This window comes from Lacibacter sp. (genome assembly GCF_035299325.1).
Lineage (GTDB): Bacteria > Bacteroidota > Bacteroidia > Chitinophagales > Chitinophagaceae > Lacibacter.
The window spans coordinates 46,210-68,236 of the sequence record NZ_DATGWT010000014.1; the positions used below are offsets into that span (position 1 = coordinate 46,210).

The 22,027-nt window shown below is 40.5% G+C and carries 21 protein-coding genes; all 21 read right to left on the reverse strand.

All coding sequences use genetic code 11. The features are described from left to right. The 21 genes from VK159_RS09165 to VK159_RS09265 all read right to left on the reverse strand — a co-directional run bounded on the left by VK159_RS09165 (nt 1) and on the right by VK159_RS09265 (nt 21,757). A complete protein-coding gene (locus VK159_RS09165; protein WP_324229831.1) occupies nt 1-270 on the reverse strand; it encodes a helix-turn-helix domain-containing protein in 270 nt (89 codons plus the stop codon). Between the two features lie 12 nt (nt 271-282). Further along, nucleotides 283-636 carry a hypothetical protein gene (locus VK159_RS09170; RefSeq protein WP_324229832.1) on the reverse strand — a complete coding sequence of 118 codons (354 nt, stop codon included), beginning with the start codon at nt 634-636 and terminating at the stop codon, nt 283-285. A 5-nt stretch (nt 637-641) separates the two neighbouring features. Beyond that, the gene (locus VK159_RS09175; protein ID WP_324229833.1) at nt 642-1,361 is read right to left on the reverse strand and encodes a hypothetical protein; all 720 of its coding nucleotides are present in this window, start codon (nt 1,359-1,361) and stop codon (nt 642-644) included. Between the two features lie 39 nt (nt 1,362-1,400). Continuing rightward, a complete protein-coding gene (locus VK159_RS09180; protein ID WP_324229834.1) occupies nt 1,401-2,615 on the reverse strand; it encodes a hypothetical protein in 1,215 nt (404 codons plus the stop codon). A gap of 63 nt (nt 2,616-2,678) precedes the next feature. After that, nucleotides 2,679-3,464 carry a conjugative transposon protein TraN gene (gene traN / locus VK159_RS09185; RefSeq protein WP_324229835.1) on the reverse strand — a complete coding sequence of 262 codons (786 nt, stop codon included), beginning with the start codon at nt 3,462-3,464 and terminating at the stop codon, nt 2,679-2,681. A 1-nt stretch (nt 3,465) separates the two neighbouring features. Further along, a complete protein-coding gene (gene traM / locus VK159_RS09190; protein WP_324229836.1) occupies nt 3,466-4,815 on the reverse strand; it encodes a conjugative transposon protein TraM in 1,350 nt (449 codons plus the stop codon). Then, the gene (locus tag VK159_RS09195; RefSeq protein ID WP_324229837.1) at nt 4,796-5,302 is read right to left on the reverse strand and encodes a hypothetical protein; all 507 of its coding nucleotides are present in this window, start codon (nt 5,300-5,302) and stop codon (nt 4,796-4,798) included. Before VK159_RS09195 ends, traM begins: the two co-directional genes overlap by 20 nt. Nucleotides 5,303-5,304: 2 nt before the next feature. Then, on the reverse strand, nt 5,305-5,922 hold the full coding sequence (gene traK / locus VK159_RS09200) for a conjugative transposon protein TraK (protein WP_324229838.1): 618 nt from the start codon (nt 5,920-5,922) through the stop codon (nt 5,305-5,307). 63 nt (nt 5,923-5,985) lie between these two features. Beyond that, entirely contained in the window at nt 5,986-7,119 is a 1,134-nt protein-coding gene (gene traJ / locus VK159_RS09205) for a conjugative transposon protein TraJ (protein ID WP_324229839.1), read from the reverse strand. A 98-nt stretch (nt 7,120-7,217) separates the two neighbouring features. Beyond that, nucleotides 7,218-7,835 (reverse strand): TerB family tellurite resistance protein, encoded by a 618-nt coding sequence (locus VK159_RS09210; RefSeq protein WP_324229840.1) that lies wholly within the window; start codon nt 7,833-7,835, stop codon nt 7,218-7,220. Further along, complete coding sequence (locus VK159_RS09215) at nt 7,832-8,452, reverse strand: hypothetical protein (protein ID WP_324229841.1); 621 nt, start codon at nt 8,450-8,452, stop codon at nt 7,832-7,834. The genes VK159_RS09210 and VK159_RS09215 overlap by 4 nt, the downstream gene beginning before the upstream one ends. A gap of 29 nt (nt 8,453-8,481) precedes the next feature. Beyond that, nucleotides 8,482-9,165: a conjugal transfer protein TraI gene (locus tag VK159_RS09220; protein ID WP_324229842.1), complete on the reverse strand. Its 684-nt coding sequence runs from the start codon at nt 9,163-9,165 to the stop codon at nt 8,482-8,484. A gap of 106 nt (nt 9,166-9,271) precedes the next feature. Further along, the gene (locus VK159_RS09225) at nt 9,272-9,652 is read right to left on the reverse strand and encodes a hypothetical protein (protein ID WP_324229843.1); all 381 of its coding nucleotides are present in this window, start codon (nt 9,650-9,652) and stop codon (nt 9,272-9,274) included. A gap of 11 nt (nt 9,653-9,663) precedes the next feature. Next, the gene (locus tag VK159_RS09230; RefSeq protein WP_324229844.1) at nt 9,664-12,102 is read right to left on the reverse strand and encodes a TraG family conjugative transposon ATPase; all 2,439 of its coding nucleotides are present in this window, start codon (nt 12,100-12,102) and stop codon (nt 9,664-9,666) included. Continuing rightward, complete coding sequence (locus VK159_RS09235; RefSeq protein WP_324229845.1) at nt 12,086-12,421, reverse strand: DUF4133 domain-containing protein; 336 nt, start codon at nt 12,419-12,421, stop codon at nt 12,086-12,088. The genes VK159_RS09230 and VK159_RS09235 overlap by 17 nt, the downstream gene beginning before the upstream one ends. A gap of 10 nt (nt 12,422-12,431) precedes the next feature. After that, on the reverse strand, nt 12,432-17,936 hold the full coding sequence (locus VK159_RS09240; protein ID WP_324229846.1) for a helicase-related protein: 5,505 nt from the start codon (nt 17,934-17,936) through the stop codon (nt 12,432-12,434). Next, nucleotides 17,902-18,384 (reverse strand): DUF1896 family protein, encoded by a 483-nt coding sequence (locus tag VK159_RS09245; RefSeq protein WP_324229847.1) that lies wholly within the window; start codon nt 18,382-18,384, stop codon nt 17,902-17,904. Before VK159_RS09245 ends, VK159_RS09240 begins: the two co-directional genes overlap by 35 nt. A gap of 10 nt (nt 18,385-18,394) precedes the next feature. Next, nucleotides 18,395-18,724: a DUF4134 domain-containing protein gene (locus VK159_RS09250; RefSeq protein WP_324229848.1), complete on the reverse strand. Its 330-nt coding sequence runs from the start codon at nt 18,722-18,724 to the stop codon at nt 18,395-18,397. A gap of 93 nt (nt 18,725-18,817) precedes the next feature. Then, the gene (locus tag VK159_RS09255; RefSeq protein ID WP_324229849.1) at nt 18,818-19,279 is read right to left on the reverse strand and encodes a hypothetical protein; all 462 of its coding nucleotides are present in this window, start codon (nt 19,277-19,279) and stop codon (nt 18,818-18,820) included. A gap of 94 nt (nt 19,280-19,373) precedes the next feature. Continuing rightward, entirely contained in the window at nt 19,374-20,225 is an 852-nt protein-coding gene (locus tag VK159_RS09260) for an RteC domain-containing protein (protein WP_324229850.1), read from the reverse strand. 242 nt (nt 20,226-20,467) lie between these two features. Then, nucleotides 20,468-21,757 carry a hypothetical protein gene (locus VK159_RS09265; RefSeq protein ID WP_324229851.1) on the reverse strand — a complete coding sequence of 430 codons (1,290 nt, stop codon included), beginning with the start codon at nt 21,755-21,757 and terminating at the stop codon, nt 20,468-20,470. Nucleotides 21,758-22,027: the final 270 nt, after the last annotated feature.

The window sequence follows — 22,027 nt, forward strand, 5'->3', positions numbered from 1 at the left end:
TTAAAATCCTTCTTCAAGCAGTCGTCTGATATCATCCTTGTTATAATAGATAGTACCACCGATCTTTTTTGTGCGAAGCTTTCTGGAAATACGTAATGAAGTGAGCTTGTTCGCACAGCAGCCCAGTATTCTCCTTGCATCTGCAGTCTTATAGCCCTTATCCAATTCATTGTGCAACGGAACAACACTCTGAAGCAACTGTTTAAAGTCGTTAATCAGTCTGAAACGAAAGCGTTCAAGATCTTCTTGTGTAACAATATCTACCGGCATTAATTAATATTTTTACTGTAGAGGTAGGCGGGTATTGCCAAACGGTAAATTAGATGCGTCTTCCAGATATTTTAAATAGATAAGACTTGGACGAAACTGATTGGGGCCTGGATGATAAATGATGTAGCCATACTTGTGAAGTTCATTGATACGTTGATTAAATGTTTGCCTGGCGCTGATCTTGGCAGTTTTCATTAAGCGTTGGCGGTTGCTTTTTACCGGGTTTGTCCCACCATCGGTCAAACTGATATGCAGCAACGCCATGAAAAGACTGATATGAACTGTACTGATTCTGGCATCTTCCTGAATGTCGTCAAAAAAACTGCAAACCGCAGACTGAAGTTGATTGGATATGTTATCAGCCAACTGCATTATTTACCGATTTTCCTTTTGGAAACTTTTACTTTTAAGACTCCGCTATTTTTTTCTGTAGAATTAATTGTAGAATCAGAAATTTTAGAGTTTTTTTGCTTTTGTTGAAACTGTCTTTCGATCCATCTATTCTGCAGATATCGGTATGCTTCATCAATCGTGATAAGACTGTCTCCACTGGGATAAAACCGTTGGGTAATATCCGGTCTAACTTTAACAGTTACAATACTGTTCACAATTTCAACAGGTAAAGTACCAACCCAGTATTTTAGTAGTAGTCTTTCTGTAATACTTCTTCCATTTTCATTGGCAGACATAGCAACGAGTTTCTCTGTAATCTGTTCCACCTTACGTTCAATTTCCCAAGTCTGTTTGAGTGGGATTGTACCTTTCTCTGCTTCCTGCAGAAAAGTTTTCCAATCAATAGAAGCCATTTCATCATCAATTGAAAAACTATCATTCCTGTCTACAACCCCTGTATCTACAATATCCCGTTTCTGTAAACTCACATCGTAATACAAAAGCGAATATTGATCTGAGTTTTTGTCCTTTTCAAAATTAAACCAAAAACAAAGTTGATCAGAGCCCTTCTCCACAGATCGTAACAGTTGGAAAAATGAAATTTTAAAGCAGGTGTGCCTGAGAATTAGAACTTCCATCTGCTCAAAACCAATTTCTCTCAATTGTTCTGCCAGTGCACGAATGTTTTCAATATTCATAGATTAGTTTTTTTAATCATATTTAGAAAGGTGGGGGGCTTAAGCGACCCCCAATCCTTTGCCTTTACTTTCTCTTTTTTTTGGAAGTAATGTTTTTTCTGTTTTCTTTTCTTTCTCAGGCTTCACCGTCTGCTCCGTCTTCAACTCTTTTTTTTTATCGTCATCAGCAACAGCTTTTTCTGCTGCTTTTCCTGCCGGTAAGGATTTGTATTGTTCAAGTGTTTCTTTGGTCATCATTTTCATATTACCATCGTAGAGCGTTACTTTTTTAAACTGCGGATCAGCTTCTATAAACATACGCTGGCTGTTGCCATCCTTTTCGATTGTAATGGCTTGCACATTACCTTTTTCCAGCGACTGGAGAAGCGACTTTGACTTATCGGGGTCGTTCAATTCTGAAACAGCGTATTTAGCCACTGCATCCTTTAAGTTGTAACCATAATTTTCATGGTATTGCTTTACCTCGAAATTGTTGTTTTTGTCTTTGTTTTCGAAGTCAAGCTGCAACCATGCTTTGTATGGTTGTCCTTCTTTGTTTAAGAGTTCTTTGTGTACCGCTCTTCCATCCAGCAGATTAAAGGCCTCTTTGGCAGTAACTCCTTTGCCTTTGGTTAAATAAAAGGTTTGATTGACCTCGTCTCCATTACTACGATGAAGCGTAGCCTGGTAATTGTTGAAGAAATACATGTCGGTGGAGTCAGACTTGCGGAAATTCAGTGAGGCTTCAAATCCTTTGTTGCCGATTTCATTGAAGAATTCCAGCTTAAATTCTGGCTTACCTTCCTGTAGATTTTTTTCGAGATCGGCTTTGAGTGCATCGCCAAAGCCCATGTACTTGAGATTATCGCTCAGGTACTGAAGATTTTCCTGATTCATGTTGTTTAAGTTTTGATGTTTTGAAATTTGTGTTGATTCAAAATGCTCGATTAAGGCATCAGTAAATGCGTTGCCATCCCTGTTGTATAGCCCGTTTTGATCCGGATCATTGATGGATGATTGATTGAATTGTTCACCATAGGGAATCTTTGCAAGCAGATCAGCAATGGATTTGAACGGAAGTACATGAAAACGATCATGATCGCTGATGTTATCGGCAGCAAAACTGTTGGCTTCAATACGGGTTTCAAAAAAGTACACATCTGTTTGGTCCAGATAATAGATACTGTTGTTGTACACCATGTATTGTTTACCTGCCCGAAGCGCAAGTTCAGCCAGTGACAGTACTTCGTCGGAAAGTGGATGTTCGTTCTGCATGTTAAATCATTTTCTTCTGTAGATCCGCAAATGCAGGAGATCGATTGTTTTAATTCAAACAGTTTATGGAATACTGGTTCCTTTAGCAGCATATTTCGGTAACAGAATCGATTGCATCAGCTTTTTATTGGTGATCTTTAATTGCAGATGACGACCGCCGTTTTTTTCCATCAACTGAATCAGCATTTGTTTAGCGTCTGGGATAGTAAATTTCTGAACAGCAATTACCAGTGTATGTGATGTCATTGCTTTGATGACTTCGGGATTTGCTGTGACCAGCAGAGGAGCGAGTTCCTGTTCCTGAACAGCTGTGCGTTTCGCTTTTTTTCTGTCACGTATAAACAGTCGCATCAGTTCCGGTTCAAAATCAATCGGGCTGTTATTGGTTAAGTGTAACTGAAAATAAAGAACATCACTTTGTATGTAGATACCGGTTACTTCTACAACCATATCCCATTTGTTGTCACGAATACCTTTGATCGTTCGTGGATTATCCAGTATACCGGTTGCGTAGTTTTGCAGCGGTGAACTTTTTTTTGCCGCTACATGATACACCTGTTCTTCAGGTTGCGATAAATAGCGAACAGCAAAGGAATATACAGTTCCGTCAACGGTCACCACACTCAGGTTGGTCTCTGAAAAGTTTTTTGCTGCTGCTTTGACAAGAAGTACATGCGGGGCATCTTTGATTCCTTGCACCACTATGGCTTTTGCTCCACGATCCACATGCAGGATGGGACTTGGAAAAACAAGACTGCTGGTTTTATCAGTTGTAATACAAATCGTCGTTTGTGCTGCTACCTGAAAATAGGCAATGCACAGAATGAAAAAGAAGATGAGCTGTTTCATTTCAATTGTTATTAGATGATAATTGTTGTTCTCTTTTTTTATCCCGGAGTAAAAGCCGGTGCCCTTCTTTCACCACTACTTTTACCTGTTTTACTTTTCTGCCAAGCAATTGCTTCAGGGTATTTACACCAGCTGTAGCGGCCTGTGCACGAAAGGAAGGATCAAGTGTCAGAATATCCATTTGTTGCAGACTGCTCTGCCCGGATTCCTTTGCCACATCACGGCTGATCGCTCCCGGAATGTAGATGCCGGCCATCCCATCCATATCGAAGACCTCCAACTCTACAGGAAAAATGTGTTTGCCATAACGAAGGCTGCTGATGCTGATCTCAAGTCGCTCGTCGTTGAGGGTGACTTTGCCGTTTAGTTTTGTTCCTTTTGGTATCAGGGTGCCATTGATAAAAATATCAGTCGCAATCCGTATCTGGATAATCGAACCGTTCACCAAAGTTTGCGTCGCATGTACAACAGCTTCGATGGCGGTTGATTCTTCTTCTGCTTTATACGTTTCATCAATGCCAAAGAAACCTACCTGGAATTGCTGGTTATTTGTATTGCTATCCAGTAAACTTGTAACTGTTGTTTTTTTATTCGCTGTAATCGGAAATACAACATTGCGCTGTTTTGCGGATTGCTCTTTGAGCTTTTCTTTTACCCGTTCGGGGTGCTGGATGTCAATAATTTTTTCCAGTGTTCCCTGTATTGCTTTCAGTTCAGGATTATCCTGGCCACTGTTTTGCATTTGTTGCATGATGAGATTTAAACGGTCAACTTCAGCATTGAATGAGGACTCCTTTTCATTGTTGGCAATAGAAGATGTATTCTTTTCCAGTGCAGGAGAATTTCCTAATTGTTCCTGCAATAAGGCAAGTTTGCGCATTAGTTCATCTTCGCTACTGGTTCCTTTGTTACTATATGGCGAACTGTTCAGTCCGTAGTTGTACTTGGATGCCGTTTGTTGCGTCAGCAGTTGCAGCTCATTGGTTGAACTGTGATTACTATCAAGTCGTTGGCGGTAATAAGGATCGGTCCGCATCCAATCTTCTAATGCAAGAGAATCCTTATCTGCCTGCTCATAAAAGCGCAGCTTGTCGGTCGGGTCTGCTTCTTTCAGTTTTGAATCCGGAAGATTCAGCAGCAGACCGGCTGTTGTCGGTTCTGTTTCACTGGGAATTCCCTGTCCTCCACCCAATGCCCAGAACGCAAGGCTGATAAAGGGCAGGCAAATAAGTGGCAGCATCAGCAGCATCTTTCGTTTGCGCTTAAACGCCACGGAATGCTGTATCGGTTTGTTTTTTTCAGCAGGCGCTTGCGGTACTGCTGTTGTTTCATCACTTTTCATACGCTTCATGTTTTTGTTGTGAATAATATAGTTGAGTAAGCATCCGGACACTGTCTATCAAACCCGGCCGGGATTGCAGGATGCTGTCGTATTGTGTTGGTTGATTTGTTTTGATACTGTCGAAGTAGGTGAGAAATGACCGAAGCTTTTCTGTTGTGATTGTATCAAGTGCTATCAACGCCATGACTGTTTTTGAATAATCTTGTTGAATATTTTCCGGTTGTTGAATGGAAGCCGGCCTGAATAATTGAATACTTTTAGTGGGTTGCAGGAACGCAATTCCGGTGAGATACAAACTGTATAAACCAGTTGCTGTCAATACAACAACAAATACAATCTTTGACATGCGTGTTCCGAGCTTTTGAAACAGTGCAGTCAATAGTTTCACGAATTGCTCCTGCATTCGTTTGATGGTACCTGCAATCACCGAAGCCATACGATCAGTAGGAGTAGTCTCGATTTGTTTTAATTTATTTGATCGTTTTATTCGAAACATGGTTAGCGGTTTTGCGATTGTAAATCCTGGTTAGAAACTGTTCGCCATTTCTCGATCAGAAATCCATGGGGGTTATGATCAGAGCGTGCAACACTGCGCAGGTAGCCTTCCGTGATCAATAGCCTTGTCACAATACTGGCCGGCCGGATGATCCGTTGCTTGCCGGTGTAACGAAAATAAAAGGGGTATTGATCGATATTAACAGCAATACTGTCTGCTTCGATTTCCTGGCTGATGTTGCCGGAGATAACGCTGGCGAAATAGCCGTTTTCTTTCAGGTTGTCATATTGTTCTTTTGCTGAACGGTCGGCCAGGTAAAGTGCTTTGGAAATATGCTCCTGGATTACTTTGTCATCCGGATCAAGCGAGAAAAAATAATGATGAAACATTTTTACATGATCCTTTGCTTCCACAGGAATATTTTCTTTGCGTTCTGCAGCAAATGCTTCAATGGCTTTGCCGTTGGCAAGAATAAATACCCGTTGCTGTGATTGCTGACTTGCCTGGTAGCTTTTGGCAACCACAAAAACACAAAGCAGGAGGGTGCCTGTAATAAACACGACAGATACAAGCCGTATATAACGGAATGCTGTATCAATATTTTTCATTTTCTGAAACATCTTACACTCGTTTTCATTCACACAAATTGTTTCACTACATCTCAACGGTTCGAACCAAGCTTCCTATGTCTTGCCGCTTAAATTGTCATGCTGGTACCCGTTGCCACCTCCACCTGCAGTATCTTTAAAATAACCGCCGGAAAGTCCTGCATCAGCCATTGAGCTGGTTAGTTTATTATAACCGCCACTGATCGCATCTTTTGCCATCGAAGCGCCACCGCTTGCAACTGCCATGGTGGAACTGCTCATCATCGAAGTAACTTTCTGCATCAGTGTATTGCCGCCGCCAGCATTGATGATATAATTCGCAACAGAAGGAACGGTGAAATAACCAACGATACCGATAATGAGAAAGATCAGGTAAGCTGTGTCCGTAGAACTGAAAAAAGTATCACCGGAATTACTAATCTGTTGCAGATCCACTTTCAGCATATTCTCCTGGATCTTACCGATGATGCCGCCAAATACATTCGCTACAGGTAACCACAGAAAAATATTCAGATAGCGGGCAATCCACACCGTTAGTGTGTGTTGAAAGCCATCAAATACTGCAATGCCGAATACCAATGGTCCGAGTATGGCAAGTACAATCAGGTAGAAGGTGCGGATGGTATTGATGCAAAGTGCGGCTGCTTCAAAAAGGATCTGCAATACTTCCGCCATCCATTGCTTCACAGAGTTGCGGAATTGATAAGAGAATTTTGCAGCAGCAAATTTTACATCGTTACCGATGGATTCAAACCAATCTTCTGATTGGTCTTTATAGTAATATTTATACCAGCGTTCACGGTCACCAAGACCGGAGGGGCCTACATACATCTGCCAGTAGGCCGTTTGTTTGATGGCTTGTTCCTTCATGATCAGCAATTGTGCAATCGCCCGATCGGAGTTTTTTACCATCGCAGCGGATGCAGTAACAGTAGGTTTCATTACCCCGTTGATCATTGCAATCACAGAAGGAAAAATTAGGATGGCAAAACCAAGTACAAACGGCCGGAATAGGGGATAGAAGTCCACCGGTTCAGCTCTGGCAATATGTCCCCATACTCTTGAAGCAATATACCAGGTAGCCGCAAAGCCTGCGATGCCTCGTCCGACACCAATCAGTTGGCTGCAAAGTGGGATCATCTCTTCGTACAACTGTTCAAGTACCGATTGCAGGCTACGGATACTCCCTGCCATAGAGTTTTGTGCCATACTTGTCATTGGAAGCGTAATTGACAGCGTCAATATCAGAATCCTTACACACAAATGCATACACACAATTTTTAGAAATGAAGTAGTCGATATCGTTGTTAACGATGAAGTAACCGCATGCGATCAATCTGATCCTGTTCTGATCTTCGCTGCAACGAAAGAAGCCTCGTACTGTTACTGAATTCACGGACAAAGCTGTATTGTGATTCAACGGAAACAAAAATGCGGTCAATAGCTGCTAAGCGTTCATCATCACTCATGCGAAGTTTACCTGCTGTTACAACAAGCAACAGTTCTTCTACATGCTTGAGTGTTTGACGGATGAGGTTATCGTAAACTGTTCCCATGTAATTGAGCTCAACCGTACTGAACTGTTTATCGGATTTAAACTGCTGAAGGACTTTTTTACTATCGTTGACGATACGCAGTTGGTAATCGATGATGTCAGAGATCCGTTTGTATTTTTTTACTGCAGGGCTTACGTCTGAAAGTCCATCAAGAAATACTTTATGTAATTTGAAATTCCCTTCGGAAATATCTTTTACTGCATTATACCCGTTGCTGATCAGTTTAAAACCATCATACATGTTTTGCAGTATCTTTTTAAACTGTGCCAGTTTTTCAAGGTTCAGTAACAGTTGCTGAATTTCTTCTGCCTGTGCTTTGCCTTGAAAACTCAGGCTGCACAAAACAATGAACAGGATAATCCTTTTCATTTCAGGTTATTTAATTGTTTGGAATGTTGTACAGAACGTTGTTCGTTGGTTCGGTTCTGTGTCAGCAGTTGCAGCTCTTCACTCAGCGAGCGAACAGAAGCCTCCAGTCGGATTGTTTTCTGCTTTAAGAAACCAATACGGTTGATCCGTTCATCGTCTTTCAATTCGAGTTCATTGGCTGTAAGCAAAAGTGTCAATTCATCAACATACTGTTTGCATTCATTCATCATCATTGTAATAGCGCCTCTGCTGAAATTCCTTTCTTCTTTCGTGAGGATATGTTGTTGGCCGATCTCACGTAGTAATTTGTTGCAGGTAAGTAACAAGTTGATGTGTGACAGAACAAGTCCTGATAATGCAGTATATCTGGTGACAGCAGGAGATACCTGTCGCAAATGATCAAACTGCAGATCGTGCAAATTGAAATCGCCGTTTTTAATGCTGTTGACAGTGCGTAACCCACCGCTGACAATGGAATAGCCTTGCCGGGCGTATTTAAGAAATATTTTCAGAGCAGCGATCTGTTGAATCATTTCTTTAGGTGGCTTGCTCGTCTGCGCTGTTACGTGTTGAAATAATAGCGTAAATGCAAATAGCATTATCAGGAGTTGTTTCATGGTTGTATATTTTGAAGATGAATCGAAAGCTAATTCAATGGTAAAGCATAAAGCTTGCGTACATGATCGATCTCGCCTTTTTCAATTCCACGTTGTATAGCGATAAGTTTATTTTGTTCATTGAAGTTTTTCAGATCTGTGTATTGTTCATCCAGTGTCCCGGCAATAGTCTGGATGATCTCCAGGCGTTTACCATCACTCATCTGTGTTTCAAACGAAGTAATAACAAGGGTTAACTGGTCGATATTTTTAATACTCTGTTCAAGAATCCCTTCATATACCGCATACATATATTGCAGCTCTTCTTTAGAAAAATGTTTATCCTTTTGAAATACGGCCCAGGCCTGTTTGTACTCCTTTACCAGTGAGGACTGCCGTTCAATGATTTCTTTCACCGTTTTGAGATAGGTAATCGCCGTTTTTACTTTCCACAATTCTTCAAAATAGTCTTCGTATTGTTTACGCTGTTTTTCCACCCAGTCTTTGATCTCATTTAATTTGAGCTCCGACATTTTATTTTCGACGGTTTTCTGTGCATTTTGTAACCAGATGGTTTTGTTTTGTAAGCGCTGTATCTGGAGGTCGATTTCTTTAATTACTTTGATCACAGCTTCTTTAATGATCTGCAAAATTGGATCAGCAGCCTTTGTTTGTTGCACAGGTACAAAAAGACAGACTAAAATGAGTGAGAGTGTAAGAAAGATGTTTTTCATTTGTTTGTTTTTTATTGCATTTTGGCCAAATAGTATATCCATAAAAATGATCATCGCTGCTGTTATAAATTAGCTTGATAATTTTTATGGATATTTCATGTTAAGTCTATTTAATTTTTTGAAAGATCATGGTTCCATTATACAAGACTTGTTTTACTTCGTCAAAGGAATAGACACGCAGGTTTCGTTGGTTCTGCAATAGCTTTTTTTCTGTGTCATAGATTCCCTGATCGGCGATGTTCTTGTATTCAGGTTCCTGTGCAATACCATCCAGCACCCGCTCATATCGCCACCGTTGTTCGATCAAAAAACTATTGGCAGTAGGATTTTGAAGTTTGATGATGATCGTATCTTCAATTCGTCCAAACTCTCTTAACTCACTGCGTACATAGGTGCCTGGAATAAATGCAAGGGTGCTGTCTGTTTTCAGATTGGAACAGCTTAACAACACTGGGATAATCAATGATATTGTGAATGCCTTTTTCATGATATTGATGTTTAGATTGGATTCAATTCATCGGACAGTTCCTGGATGGCCCGTTCGAGATTACCCCCATGTTTGCGAGCATAGGCCTGCACCTTGATTTTTTCTTTTTCTTCAGTAGTATAAGCGAGGTATTCTTCAGGAGAAACTTCTGTTCGATAGACCTTGCTCACTACGCCACCAAGAGAGATAAAAACCTCTTTGTATTTTCTGTTGGGATCATTCGCTTTGTTGATCGAAAGTATCAATGCCTTTTCTTTTTCTGTCAGGCCCAATAATTCCTGTATCTGGTCGAACTTGTTCTGGTACTTACTCTGATCAAGTAATATTTTGCAATCGCTGTTATTGATGATTGCCTGTTTAACGACAGGAGAAGAAATAATGTCTTCCACTTCCTGTGTTACAACTATGGCTTCGCCATAAAACTTCCGCACTGTTTTAAACAGGTACTTGATGTATTCGGCCATGCCTTCCTTGGCAATGGCTTTCCATGCTTCTTCAATCAAAATGATTTTACGGATACCTTTGAGCTTGCGCATTTTGGAAATAAATACTTCCATGATGATAATCGTTACAACGGGAAAAAGGATCGGGTGGTCTTTGATATTATCCAGTTCAAAGACAATAAAGCGTTGTTGCAGTAAATCCAGATTTTCTGTGGCATTCAACAGGTAATCAAATTCTCCACCGGCATAATAGGGGCGAAGTACATAAAGGAAATTGGACACATCAAAATCTTTATCCTGTACATTATCGCTTTTTAAAACAGCAACAAATTCATCTTTTAAGAACTCATAAAAACTATTGAAGCAGGGAAAGATGGTAGTGTCTGCTTTTAACCGGTCAAAGTACAACTGCAATGCGTTGGAAAGGGCTACGTATTCACTCCGCTTGAAGCTTTCGGTGTCTTTTTTCCATAGTGCCAGCAACAGCGTTTTAATACTTTCTTTCTTCTCGGTATCCAGTACATCTTCATCAGTAATATAAAACGGATTGAAGCGGATCGGCTCCTTTTCGGAGTAAGTGAAGTAGTAGCCCTTTACCAGGTCGCATAATCCTTTATACGAATGACCTACATCAACAAGCACAATATGTGTACCCTGCTCGTAATAAGAGCGCAGCATATGATTGGTGAAAAATGATTTGCCACTTCCCGATGGGCCGAGAATAAATTTATTCCGGTTGGTACAGATGCCTTTATTCATTGGTTCATCCGAAAGATCAACATGTATTGGTTTACCTGTTAATCGGTCGCCTAAACGGATGCCAATGGGACTTAGCGAAGAGCGGTAATTGGTTTCCAAGTTTAAAAAGCAACAGGCCTGTGGTGAGAATGTATCAAAGGTTTCATTCATCGGGAAATCAGCTGCATTGCCCGGTATACCGGCCCAAAAGATCTGCGCCGCACCTTCAGTTTCCAGTTTTGGTTTGGCATCCATTTGTGTAAGAGCTGATGAACATAAATTCCGCAAGTGTTTGATCAACGAAGCTTCTGTTGTCCAGCTGAGTAAATTAAAATGCGCTTTTACCGGTAAGCGTTGTTCACTGATGGCTTCATTAAGGAATGCATCGGTCGCTTCTTTGGCAATGGTATTCTCACGACTATAGGCAGCAAGTGATTGTAAACGCAGTTTTTTACTTTCCAGTTGCTGAAAAAGTTTTTGGGTATCGTTGATAAATACATATTGGCTGTAGAGATGATTACAGGAGAGCAACTGGCCAACTGGTGAAGCAAAACCCACACTGAATTTTGTTTTGTCGGTTGAGTATTTATCATAGTTGATGCGGGAGCCACACATGGCCGGTACAAATTCTGCATCTGCCATGGTAAACAGCTGGCAATGAAATTCACCAATCTTCCATTCCGGTTTAAATTCAATATCACGGATAACACCATCGTTTTGTCCGAGGTTTACATACTGCAATACGAGATCAGCAAGCGCTCCATTACGTAAACGTTCTAATTGTACAAATCCACTGTCAGTCAATATTTTTTGGAACTGGCCGGTGAGGTTGAGGAATTCATGCAGGAATTTTGTGTCCAGTGTTTCTTCGGGTACAATGTGTTTCCGCAGTAGAGTAGAAAACAGGGAAGAGGCAGGCTTTCGTTTACTGGCTTTTCGTGTCAGTAGGATAAATGCCTTGTGATCGAGATAAGGTCGTTCATCGAAAAAGCGGTTGCTGCTGCGGGATAGAAAACTTTCCTGATCGGTTTTATAATCCGCCTGAAAACCTGCTTCGGTAAACCAATCCTGTTTGCAAAGAATACTGTTCACCGGTAATATCTTAATAGCCTTGATCCATGCATGATGAAAAGCCTCGTATTCATCATTGCTCAACGTGAACAGTTCTGGCAATGAGATTTGATAAGCGATGGTAACATCACCATACTTGGAAAGGATGGCATCGTGCTCGATTGCATATACCGGTAATATGTCAGATAGTTTGCGCATGGAGTAATTGCTGTTTGAGTTGAACCAATGAATTGTTTTTAATCACAGGAGGGATGGATCGTTTGGCAATTTTTTTCATCATTCCATATTCTCCATAAGTTCTGCTGAGTTTATAAATATGCATGAACAGTACAGAACCGAGTATAACAGTAACCGGTAGGCAAACCAGTAAGCCAAAGCCACAGAGATAAAGAATGGCAAATAAGATTAACAGACAAACCAGTCCGCCGCCGAGATACCAGATGTACTGTGCCTTCAGTCCCTTAAACTCAATGGACTTATTGATATTTTTATTAATGCTGTAAACACTGTTTATCATCATTCAATTTTTAAAGATTGATTTTTCTTGATTTCTTTTTGTCACTTTCTTTTTTCAGCAGCGGTAATTTGGTTTCCTGTTTTTCTTTGATGTTAATGATTTTTGCTTCTTCCTGCTTTTTATCCGTTGGTAATTCCTGACCGGCTGCTGTCATGTTTTTTTGAATCTTAATGGTGATCTCCCGTTCAAGTCGTTGTACATCGAGCTTCAGGTTTGCAAGTTCCTGCTCCTGTTCAAAGGGCTTTGATTGGAGACGCTCGAACTGTGGGATGTTGTTATCTAATTCTTTTAATTGCTTGTTGTACTTCTCAGCTAACGCATCTACCCGGTCAATGGCGTTGAGAAAATAACGGGCTGCCAGTTTAGGATTGTCAATATTCAGATGTCCCTGGTTCCAGTTGTATTTAATACCTGTTTCATGACGCATGGCATAAAAGACATTGGAATAACTGTATTGAAACAATCCGTTATCTTCAAATGCCTCTTTTTGTCTGCGGATATACAGATCAAATTCATAAAGCGAGCCAATATGCTGTTCATCAGTTGACGGGTCAGTTGGTTTCCATGCAGTGTAGAGTTGGATAAGCTGACGACCCGTCACTTCCGGAACACTGCTGCTTTTTCCTTCAAGTAGCAGGGGATTGGATTTGCTGCCATCCTTTTCAAATTGTAAAACCTTATGATAATGCGCAGCATCACTTGCCAGATGTTCAGCAATATGCAGCACTTTCTTTTTTTCTTCTTTTAACTGATCCAGTTTAAATCCAGCATGCAGTTGTTCTTTATGGTGTGCATGCCGGAGGCTTTCCAATACTGCAATTTTCTTTTCGAGTTTTGATTTTTCGAGTAGCGTGGTATCGCCTGAAAGTATAGCGATGTATTCTGAGAAGTTCATTCCGCTTTTTTCATCCATTGCTCCTTCGTCAATCGTACGCACATTCAACTCAGCATTTTTCATCTGGCTGATAAACGTCTGCTTGTTTTTCAGCAGGTTGAACTTGTAATTATCAAGCGACTGTTCCACCGCATAGATATAGCTCTGTACTTTGTTTCCATTATACGCTTTGGCTATTTGGTTGCCTTGTCTGGCACCTCTACCGTTGCGTTGTTCCAGTTCAGATGGCTTCCAGGGTATGTCCAGGTGATGCATCGCCACCACACGTTGCTGTACGTTTAATCCGGTACCAGCTTTCTCGGTACTACCAATCAGAATACGGATATCACCATTGTTCATTTTGCGAAACAGTTCCGGTCTTCGGCTATCGCTCCAGTCATGAATAAAGCTGATATGATCGCTGGCTACCTGATGATCACGAACCAGTTTTTCTTTTAAGGCATCGTACACATTGAAGGCATCCGGTTTGGGTGTGCCGATATCACTGAAGACAATCTGCGTTGCTTTAATGGAAGTCGTTTCATGATAAATCGCTGCCAGCTTCCGTGCACAGACATTGACTTTGTTATCAGGATGATCGCTGTAACGGTTCTCGTTGATAAGTCGCATGTCCACCGCCATTTTCTTTGCATAGTTGGTGGCAAGTAACATACGTCCTTTGTCTTCTTCGTCTGTCAGTTTTGGTCTTCCAATCAATGAGCCATCACCGGTTTTGGCAAACTGCATTAATTGTTGAATAAAGACCCGTTGCTCAGGAGTAGGAGCGATATTCACCAGTTGCTCATCCAGTTCCGGTTTATCAAGCTGAATATGTTTGGCCGTTTTGTAATCAGTAATTTCATTATAGAATAACGCCAGTTCAGGTACTTTTATAAAATGACGGAAGCGTTCTTTGGCGATGATTTCGTTTGTAACAGAAAATTCAAAGTCAACAGTTTTGCGTGCAAACACAGCTGCCCATGCATCAAAGTTTTCAATATGCTGCCGCTTCATTTCATTTGGCCGCAGGTATTTAAACAGCAGGTACATTTCTGTCAGGCTGTTGGAGATAGGCGTTCCCGATAAAAATGTGACACAGAGATCACGCTGTTGCTTTTCCTGCAGCGTACGTACTGCAAAGAGCATATTGAGTGCTTTCTGACTGCCTTCTTTATTTCCTAATCCTGCAACACGGTCATGTCGGGAGGTAAACGTAAGGTTCTTGAATTTATGGGATTCATCTACGAACAAATGATCAACACCTAGCTCTGCAAAGCTGATGCCTGTATCTTTTTTTTCTTCGATGGCCTGCACAACGGCCTTTAGTTTTACTGTGAGATTGGTTTTGCGTATTTCCAAGCCTTTCAACATACTTCTGGAAATTTCTCCACCCATGTCTTTTAAGGTTGCCAGGTCTTTTTGAATATTGTCCAGTTCTGATTGAAAGATCTGTCGCATGATCTCCGGGCTTTGTGGAATTTTTGCAAACTGATCATGGGTAAGAATGATGCAGTCCCATTGATTGTTTTTGATTTCATGAAAGAGGCGGAGCCGTCTGGAAGGAGTGAAGTCCTGTTCACCCGGTGCAAGTATCCTTGCCTTGGGATATGCTTTTTTATAGATTTCAGAAATCTGCCGCACGTTGGCTTTGAGTGCCAGGATCATTGGTTTATTGGCAATCTGTAAACGCTTTAATTCATGCGAAGCAACCACCATGGTCAAAGTTTTACCAAGTCCTACTTCATGATCAATGAGTGCACCACGGTTTTGTATGATCCGCCAAACAGAATTCTTTTGAGAAGAGTAGAGGTCATCAATCCCAAGCTTTGCTTTGTTGAGTAAAGGGAATTGCAGATGACCGCCATCATACTCCCGTAATTGATAACAATTAAAGAGATGATTATACCGTTCTTCCAATGCCTGTTTTTCTTCTGCTGATAGATTTTGTAACCAGCCTGTAAAACCATTACGGATCGATTCGATTTTCTGATGTGCCAGTTGAATGGCTTCATTGTCAGGTACACGGATCGTTCTGTCTCCCAGTTCAACAGGATAGGTATAAAACGGTGTCGTGTTTTCCAGTGCATGTTCCATCAACGTAGAAGCATACGTTGTTTTGCCACTTCTGGTGGTGACTGCATACTCCTGGTTCGTTTTGGCATTGCCACCTGTAATGCTGACTTTAAAGGTATCAGTAGAAGGAAAATAATGTACGCTTACAGGCAGTTCTACCATCGAGGAAGCATAGCGTTCGTATAATGCTGTATCTATCCAGCGTTCACCTAAATTAAAATCAAGTAATGCAAATGGAATACGCTCAGGTTGTACTTTTTGCAGCGCTGTTAAACTTGCACTGATATAAGTATTATCAGGATGCTGCTCAGCAATTGTCTTTAATTGTTTCAGTTTGTCAACCACATTACCACTGAGAAAAGCATCTGCCGTTTCCCACTGTTGTACTATTGGGTTGAAATAAATTTTCTGCGCAAGTGCTGTAATGCTTTCTTCCTCTGTGCTGTCGGTAGCAGCCGCAATAAATTCAAGATCAACCCGCCCCTGTTCGCTTAAACATTTGGCAAGCGCTTCATTCGGATTCTCTGTACGATATACTTCCTGCGTAACGATGAGTGATAGCGTCAGCACATCTGATTTTACAAAGCGGTCACCCTCTTTGCGCTCAAGTGATGAAAGTATTGTCAGTCCAAATGCATCATCTCTTAAAATGCGCTGACGATTAGCAGAAGAATTCAATAAGCCCCAACTGCGTATAAGCCGGTCGTATTGCTCACTTAATCCGATACGCAGTTGTTCTTTTTCTGTAAGTGATGTTGCATCATGATGCATCAGGCTGAGATAGCTGTCACGCAACGTTGTGTATTGTTGAAAGAAGGCAAGTTCTATTGTACTGTTCACTGCCGGAATAAAGACTGCCCGTTGATTATCGGAGGCAGCAAAGCTGGCGTAGCCCACCATACCGTTGTGGACTAACAGCGTTCCTTCTTTATACCATGGATTTATATCCGTTAATGGAATTAGCGCATCTTCGTTTGCAAAGGAAACATGAAACGCCTGCTCTCCATGATTACGATAGGCATGGTCGTATGCTGCAAGTGTATCCGGCAGATTTTTTAATTCGTGTTGCATTGCTGCCGCACTCATCCAGTTTGCAGGAAACTGTAATTCTTTTGTATTGGAATACAGTTTGTAGACATATTGTTTGAACGAATGAGACCTTGCTGTCAGCAGTACAATGGTATCATGCGAAGGCTCTTCTTCAGTACGAATGATATTGATGATGGACGCCGTCTTACTGTCCACAACGGTTTTATCCAAATTGTTAATATAGGCAGAGGCATTGTTGCCAATTGTTTTGCCGGGCGCATCAAATAAACCCAGCTGAAACGATCCCGTATCTGATTTATTTTCGGGAGGAGGTAGCAGCGTAAGTTTCGGCTTTACCTCTGCGCTTTGTTCATTTTTTTGTTCATACAGATCTTTCCGGAACCGTTTTTCGAAATCAGTTGAAAGAATTGCTGCAATTTTTTCTGTAATCGCACTTACTTCACCTGTTTGTAGTAGTTCTTCATGCGCCTGGCCGTATTGATTTTTTCCTGCACGTTGCAGATTGCCGATCAGTAATTCAGGATGAAGGCTGAGATACTGATTGGTTGAGTATTTTCCGAACTGATTTTGTTGTTCAATTGTGTTACAGAGTAATTGCTCCTCTTCTGAGAGATTATTTTTGCTGTTGTTTTTCTGTACAATCAATAAATGGGTAGGTGCTTCTGTATTTGCAGTTTCCTTCATCAGGTTATCGGGCATTCTGCAAACACTGATAAAATCAGCGTGCAGAAAAAGATGTTCTCTTGCGTCTTTGTTAGATGGGCTGTTCAAAAATGCATCCGTAGAGAGATAAGCCAGCAGTCCGCCATCCCGCAGTTTGGTTAATCCCTTTGCAAAAAAGTAAGTATGAATTCTGCTTTTAGTTGCAGGGTCTTTAATAGAAGGATCATGCACCTTGAAATTGCCAAAGGGAATATTACTGCTGATCAGATCATAGCGGTTGTTTTCTGCTTCCGCTGTTTCTTCAAATCCTTTGGTCTGCACATCCACAGTTTTGTTTGCATCCTGCTGCAGTGCTGCCAATATTTTAGCGGTCAGTAAATCTTTTTCGATGGCAGTGACCGTCTTAATAGAAGGGAATGCATGCAATACGCTTCTGATAAAAATTCCATGACCGCTGCTGGGCTCATAAAAACTGTCAATGCGTATCCCTGTGTTTTTTACGGCTTGAAACAACGTGTCCGGTACAAAATCCGGTGTATAAAAAGCAGTGAGGATACTGTTGCGCAGGGATTCAATTGCTGCATGATACTTTTCTTCAGATAATTTATCTTTAAAGAGCTGGTGCAATTCCATGATCTGCGGATAGAGTCGCTGGTCTTCTTTGGATGCATGTAGTTCTTCCCATTGCTTCAGTGATCCTTCCGGAAAAAGAATAGCCTTTATGCCACCAAAACCGTTGTACATTTCCAGGGCTTGCCTTTCCTGTTCGGAAAGTTTTGTACCTGGCTGCAGGTTGAGTGCAATCCGGATGGCTGCAAGGTTATGCGTTAATTGTTGTTGACTGTTGTACTGCATTGCTCACTTGTTCTTGTCCACGTTCGAAATAATCACTGATGGCTGCGATCATAGCATAGCGGATGAAGGAATCATCTTCATTTGCCAGTGAAAAATTCAGGTTGTCGAAAACAGGTTTACAATGTTGGAGTAGGTTCATGCATTCATAGGGGAGCAGACCGGAGGAGAGCAACTGTTCATGCTGCTGTTCAAATTCAGTGCTGAGTAGTTGCGTGATATAATCAAAACGGGAGGCTGGTAATACACTAATGAGTTCGTTTAAACATTGCTCCAGTATATCATCCACATGTAACTCAGCCGTTGATAGTTTTTCAAGTAATGGCTTAGCCTGATCAAGTTGCCTTTCAATTGTTTCATGCAATGCTCCTGCCTGTCGCCATTCCAATAAGAGGTCGGGATGATGATTGTTTAAATAATTCAGATAGTGTATAGAGAGATGCTGCAGCATGACAAAAGTGTTAAACAGCAAAGAAGGAGCGCAGTACAGTAGCAACGATTACCAGGAACACACAGCTGCCAAACCAGGCAGAGGCAACCTTGCCGGTATCGTGATCGCCGCTGTTCCATTTTTGGTAAACTTTAATGGCGCCGATTAAGCCAACGATAGCCCCCACTGCATACATCAGGTTAACGCCAGAAGCAAAATAGCTGCGTACTTTGGTGTTGGCTTCATTAATACCTGCATTGCCATCCTGCGCAAAAGCAACAGCAATGCACAACAGAATAGTAGCAACAGTAAATAATAACTGTTTGAGGAAATGATTGTTGATAAAATGATTATTCTTCATAGTAGCAATTTTTTCAAGGTTAAAAAAATGCTTCGCTGCTACATGTCTCTACGCACTTGGTTCTCCTGCACAGTGCAGCGAAGCATTACATGACTATCCAAACCACAACTGCTCAACATCGTTCTGTGAGAGTAGACCGGGAAAATAGTTGCCGGATTCTTCCAGTATAAAGCGACTCAAATCCTGCCTTTGCTGGAGTAATCGGGAGGAATACTTGCTGAGGATGGCATTCAATGAGTCGCTTAGTTTATTTGAAGAAATTGTTTCGGGACTGTTGGCAAAAAGAGCAGTGATTTCTGCTTTTACCATACCGTTGATTACATCACTGTCTGTAACTGCTGAAGTTATTTGCTCATCGGTGTAACTGCTAGCTGTAATAAATTGCTGTTTGAGGTCAGCATGCTGCAATTGATTTGAAGCTGGTAATTCCCGTTGAATACCTGACAGCGCTAACAGTTCCCATTTGTAATAACGAATAGCAATAAATGTATAATACAGAAACAGGGTTGCTACAATAAAGAAAAAATATTCGTTCCAGGTAATTGAGGTGAACATAGCATTATGTTTTTAAAGAATGATTAGCTCAACAAAGATGCGATCATAAAAAAGCATTTACTCACACTGCATACCCAAGTTGGGAAAGATTTTTTTAATGCCGGATCTGTTCATCCGTTTCGTCCATACGTTTAACTAAACGTTCGGTCAACTGTTCCATAAACTGTGTTCGGCTTCCTTTACGGATGCGTATTTCCTGGAATGTTCGGTAGTAATTTCCCAACTCTACATTAAAGACTTCCTGCAGGTAGGTTGCAATCAGTTTTACATCGGCCGCACCATTATTAAAAACACCTGTACTTTGCAAAGCGTAGAGTAGTTCAATGAGTGATGTTTTTGAGCCTGTCCATGTAAGTACAGGTTTTGCTGTGAAGCGATTGGCAGTTTCGTTGTGCTGATCCGTTTGATCTAATGCTTTATTCAGATAGATACGTAATAGTTCGTTAGCAATAAGCTTTGCCACTTTGTAATCATGGCTTGTGCTGAAAGAAGGATCGGTATTAAAATACTGCGGATCGAGTGTAAGATAAAGATCCTGGCTGCCACGGAGGAAGTATTTTTCATCAAGGTAATTTGCACCTGTGCGGTAGTATTGATAAAACTCAAGATTGTTATCAAAAAAATGTGTCAGCCGTTGCATCTCTTTTCGCAAGAATTTTTCTTCAGCCTTTTGTCCGCCATTGGGTCTTCGTGTCTCAATGTTGAATACTTTCAAATAGTAAATAAGTTTACTGTAGAAACGTGGTTTGATTTCTTTAAAGAAATGGATTTCTTCAGTAGTTGATTCAAATTTGTAGCTGCTGATATAAGTGCGAAGCTGTTCCATTGCAGTTTTGGTGGCATGTATACTTTTTTCTGCACGATAGAGAATGTTTTCTTCTTCCTGCTCAATTACATCCAATTGATCCTGCAATGTGCTGTACAGTTTGTTTAAAAATGGAGGCATTGTAATTTTTTTTCTGCTGGTTGTCATACTAAAAAAATTTACAGGTTGACAGTTCGCAAAGAGTAACTGAGATTTTGATTGACAGAATTCAATCATTTATTACTTAAAGGAGCGAAGAACAAGTATAATGCCTTTTCGTGAGAATTTGTTTTGCGATCGGGATTTAAGGTTTTGTAATCAGGATTTTATCCGTAGAGAATTTTAGAGGTTATTCATGGAAAGATATGTAATGATGATAATGTTCAATTGCAAATTTGTATTATTAAATTCAGGGTATAACCTCCTGCTTTATTTTCCCATAACTGCTTTTCAACTATGATGTTCCTGTTTTCGATTTTTTGTTGATAGCTGATTCCATTAATAATTGAGTCTTCGATTTGAATAGGGATCGGTGTATATAATGACTTTTTAAAAAGGAGAACGGCATTGTCTAAAAACTTTGCTACAGCCAACCCATCTTGCTGATTGTTGTAAACTGAGAGACTTAAAGTAAGTTTAGTTGCAACAGTGGCATCACCCTCTACGTAGTAAGAGATGTTGCTGGCAGGCGTGTTGTCATCTATGTCCAGATATTTTGAGCAGGCCATCCATTTGTGTACAGTAGTAGCTGGTTGGTAATAACCTGTAGTGACGCCATTTTCCTTCAGAAACAGTAATGCAGAGTATGGTGACCATCCTTTGCTCCAATTCACAGAAACAGGATTACTTTCATTCCTTTTCATTTCTTTGATTAACTGAATACTGTTGTCTATGTCATTGCGTGATTTAATATGCTGTAAAGGCAACAACTTTCGCCAGCGATATAAGTCATTCTTATTTACATGAAAGTAAAGTAAGGTCTTCCATCTTGCATATCTCTGTAACTCTGGATATTTTATTCTTTTGTCAATTCCTGTAAACACATCATCAAGTGTTACAACTATGGAGATAATGTATAACATCGGTAAAAACAGGAAGGATAATACAGCAGGCACCAGGAAGTCTGTAAGCGTACTTTCGTTGCTTAAGCTTTTAAAGTCTGAAATGATTTTAAATAAACTATAGAAGATCAGTATCAATCCTATTAAAGCTGTCAGTTTGCGGAGTACCGGAATAAGCCGATGATGCTCTTTATTACTTTCTGCAACAACCACCATTCCTGTTATTATAACTACGAATGGTATCAATATAAGTTCAACAAAGAGACTAAATGAATAAACGCCAATGATGAACTGGATTATCGCTGTTAAACTCAAAACATCTTTGATGGTTGCATTCAGATAGTTGCTTTTGTTTTTGTCGGTTATATGAAATAGTGAGGCGACACCTACGGTGAAATACCAAAGGACTGTATTTTTTAGTTGACTCAGATCCCAAAGATGTATTTTAAATAATAAATACACTATTCCTGTTACATAAGTTACAACTGCAAGAAAATAGGGAGTCAGTTTGCTCCAGAAAAAGGATTGCAGTATTTTACCTGCGGCTTTTAGGAAATTGCTTGTAAAGGCAATCCACAAGAAGAGAGGGAACATCCATATCAGTAATGCCAATTCCCTGTTATTAATTGATTCGAGTAAGCATTTCATTGTGGTTTGGAGTTTTAGAATTATAACTTACATTAAAGTTCATGAAATTGAATGTGAGTCGTAGATCAGTAATTTTAGAAAAATACATATTGGAAAAGGAATAAAAAAGATGGTTTTCAAAAAAAGTATATTCGATTTGATACGATAATATACGATTTTGATTTGTGCGACCGAATAACATCCCTTCAAGCAAAACCTGATTTAGTGATGTTTGTTATAGTAGTTGGGTGGTAA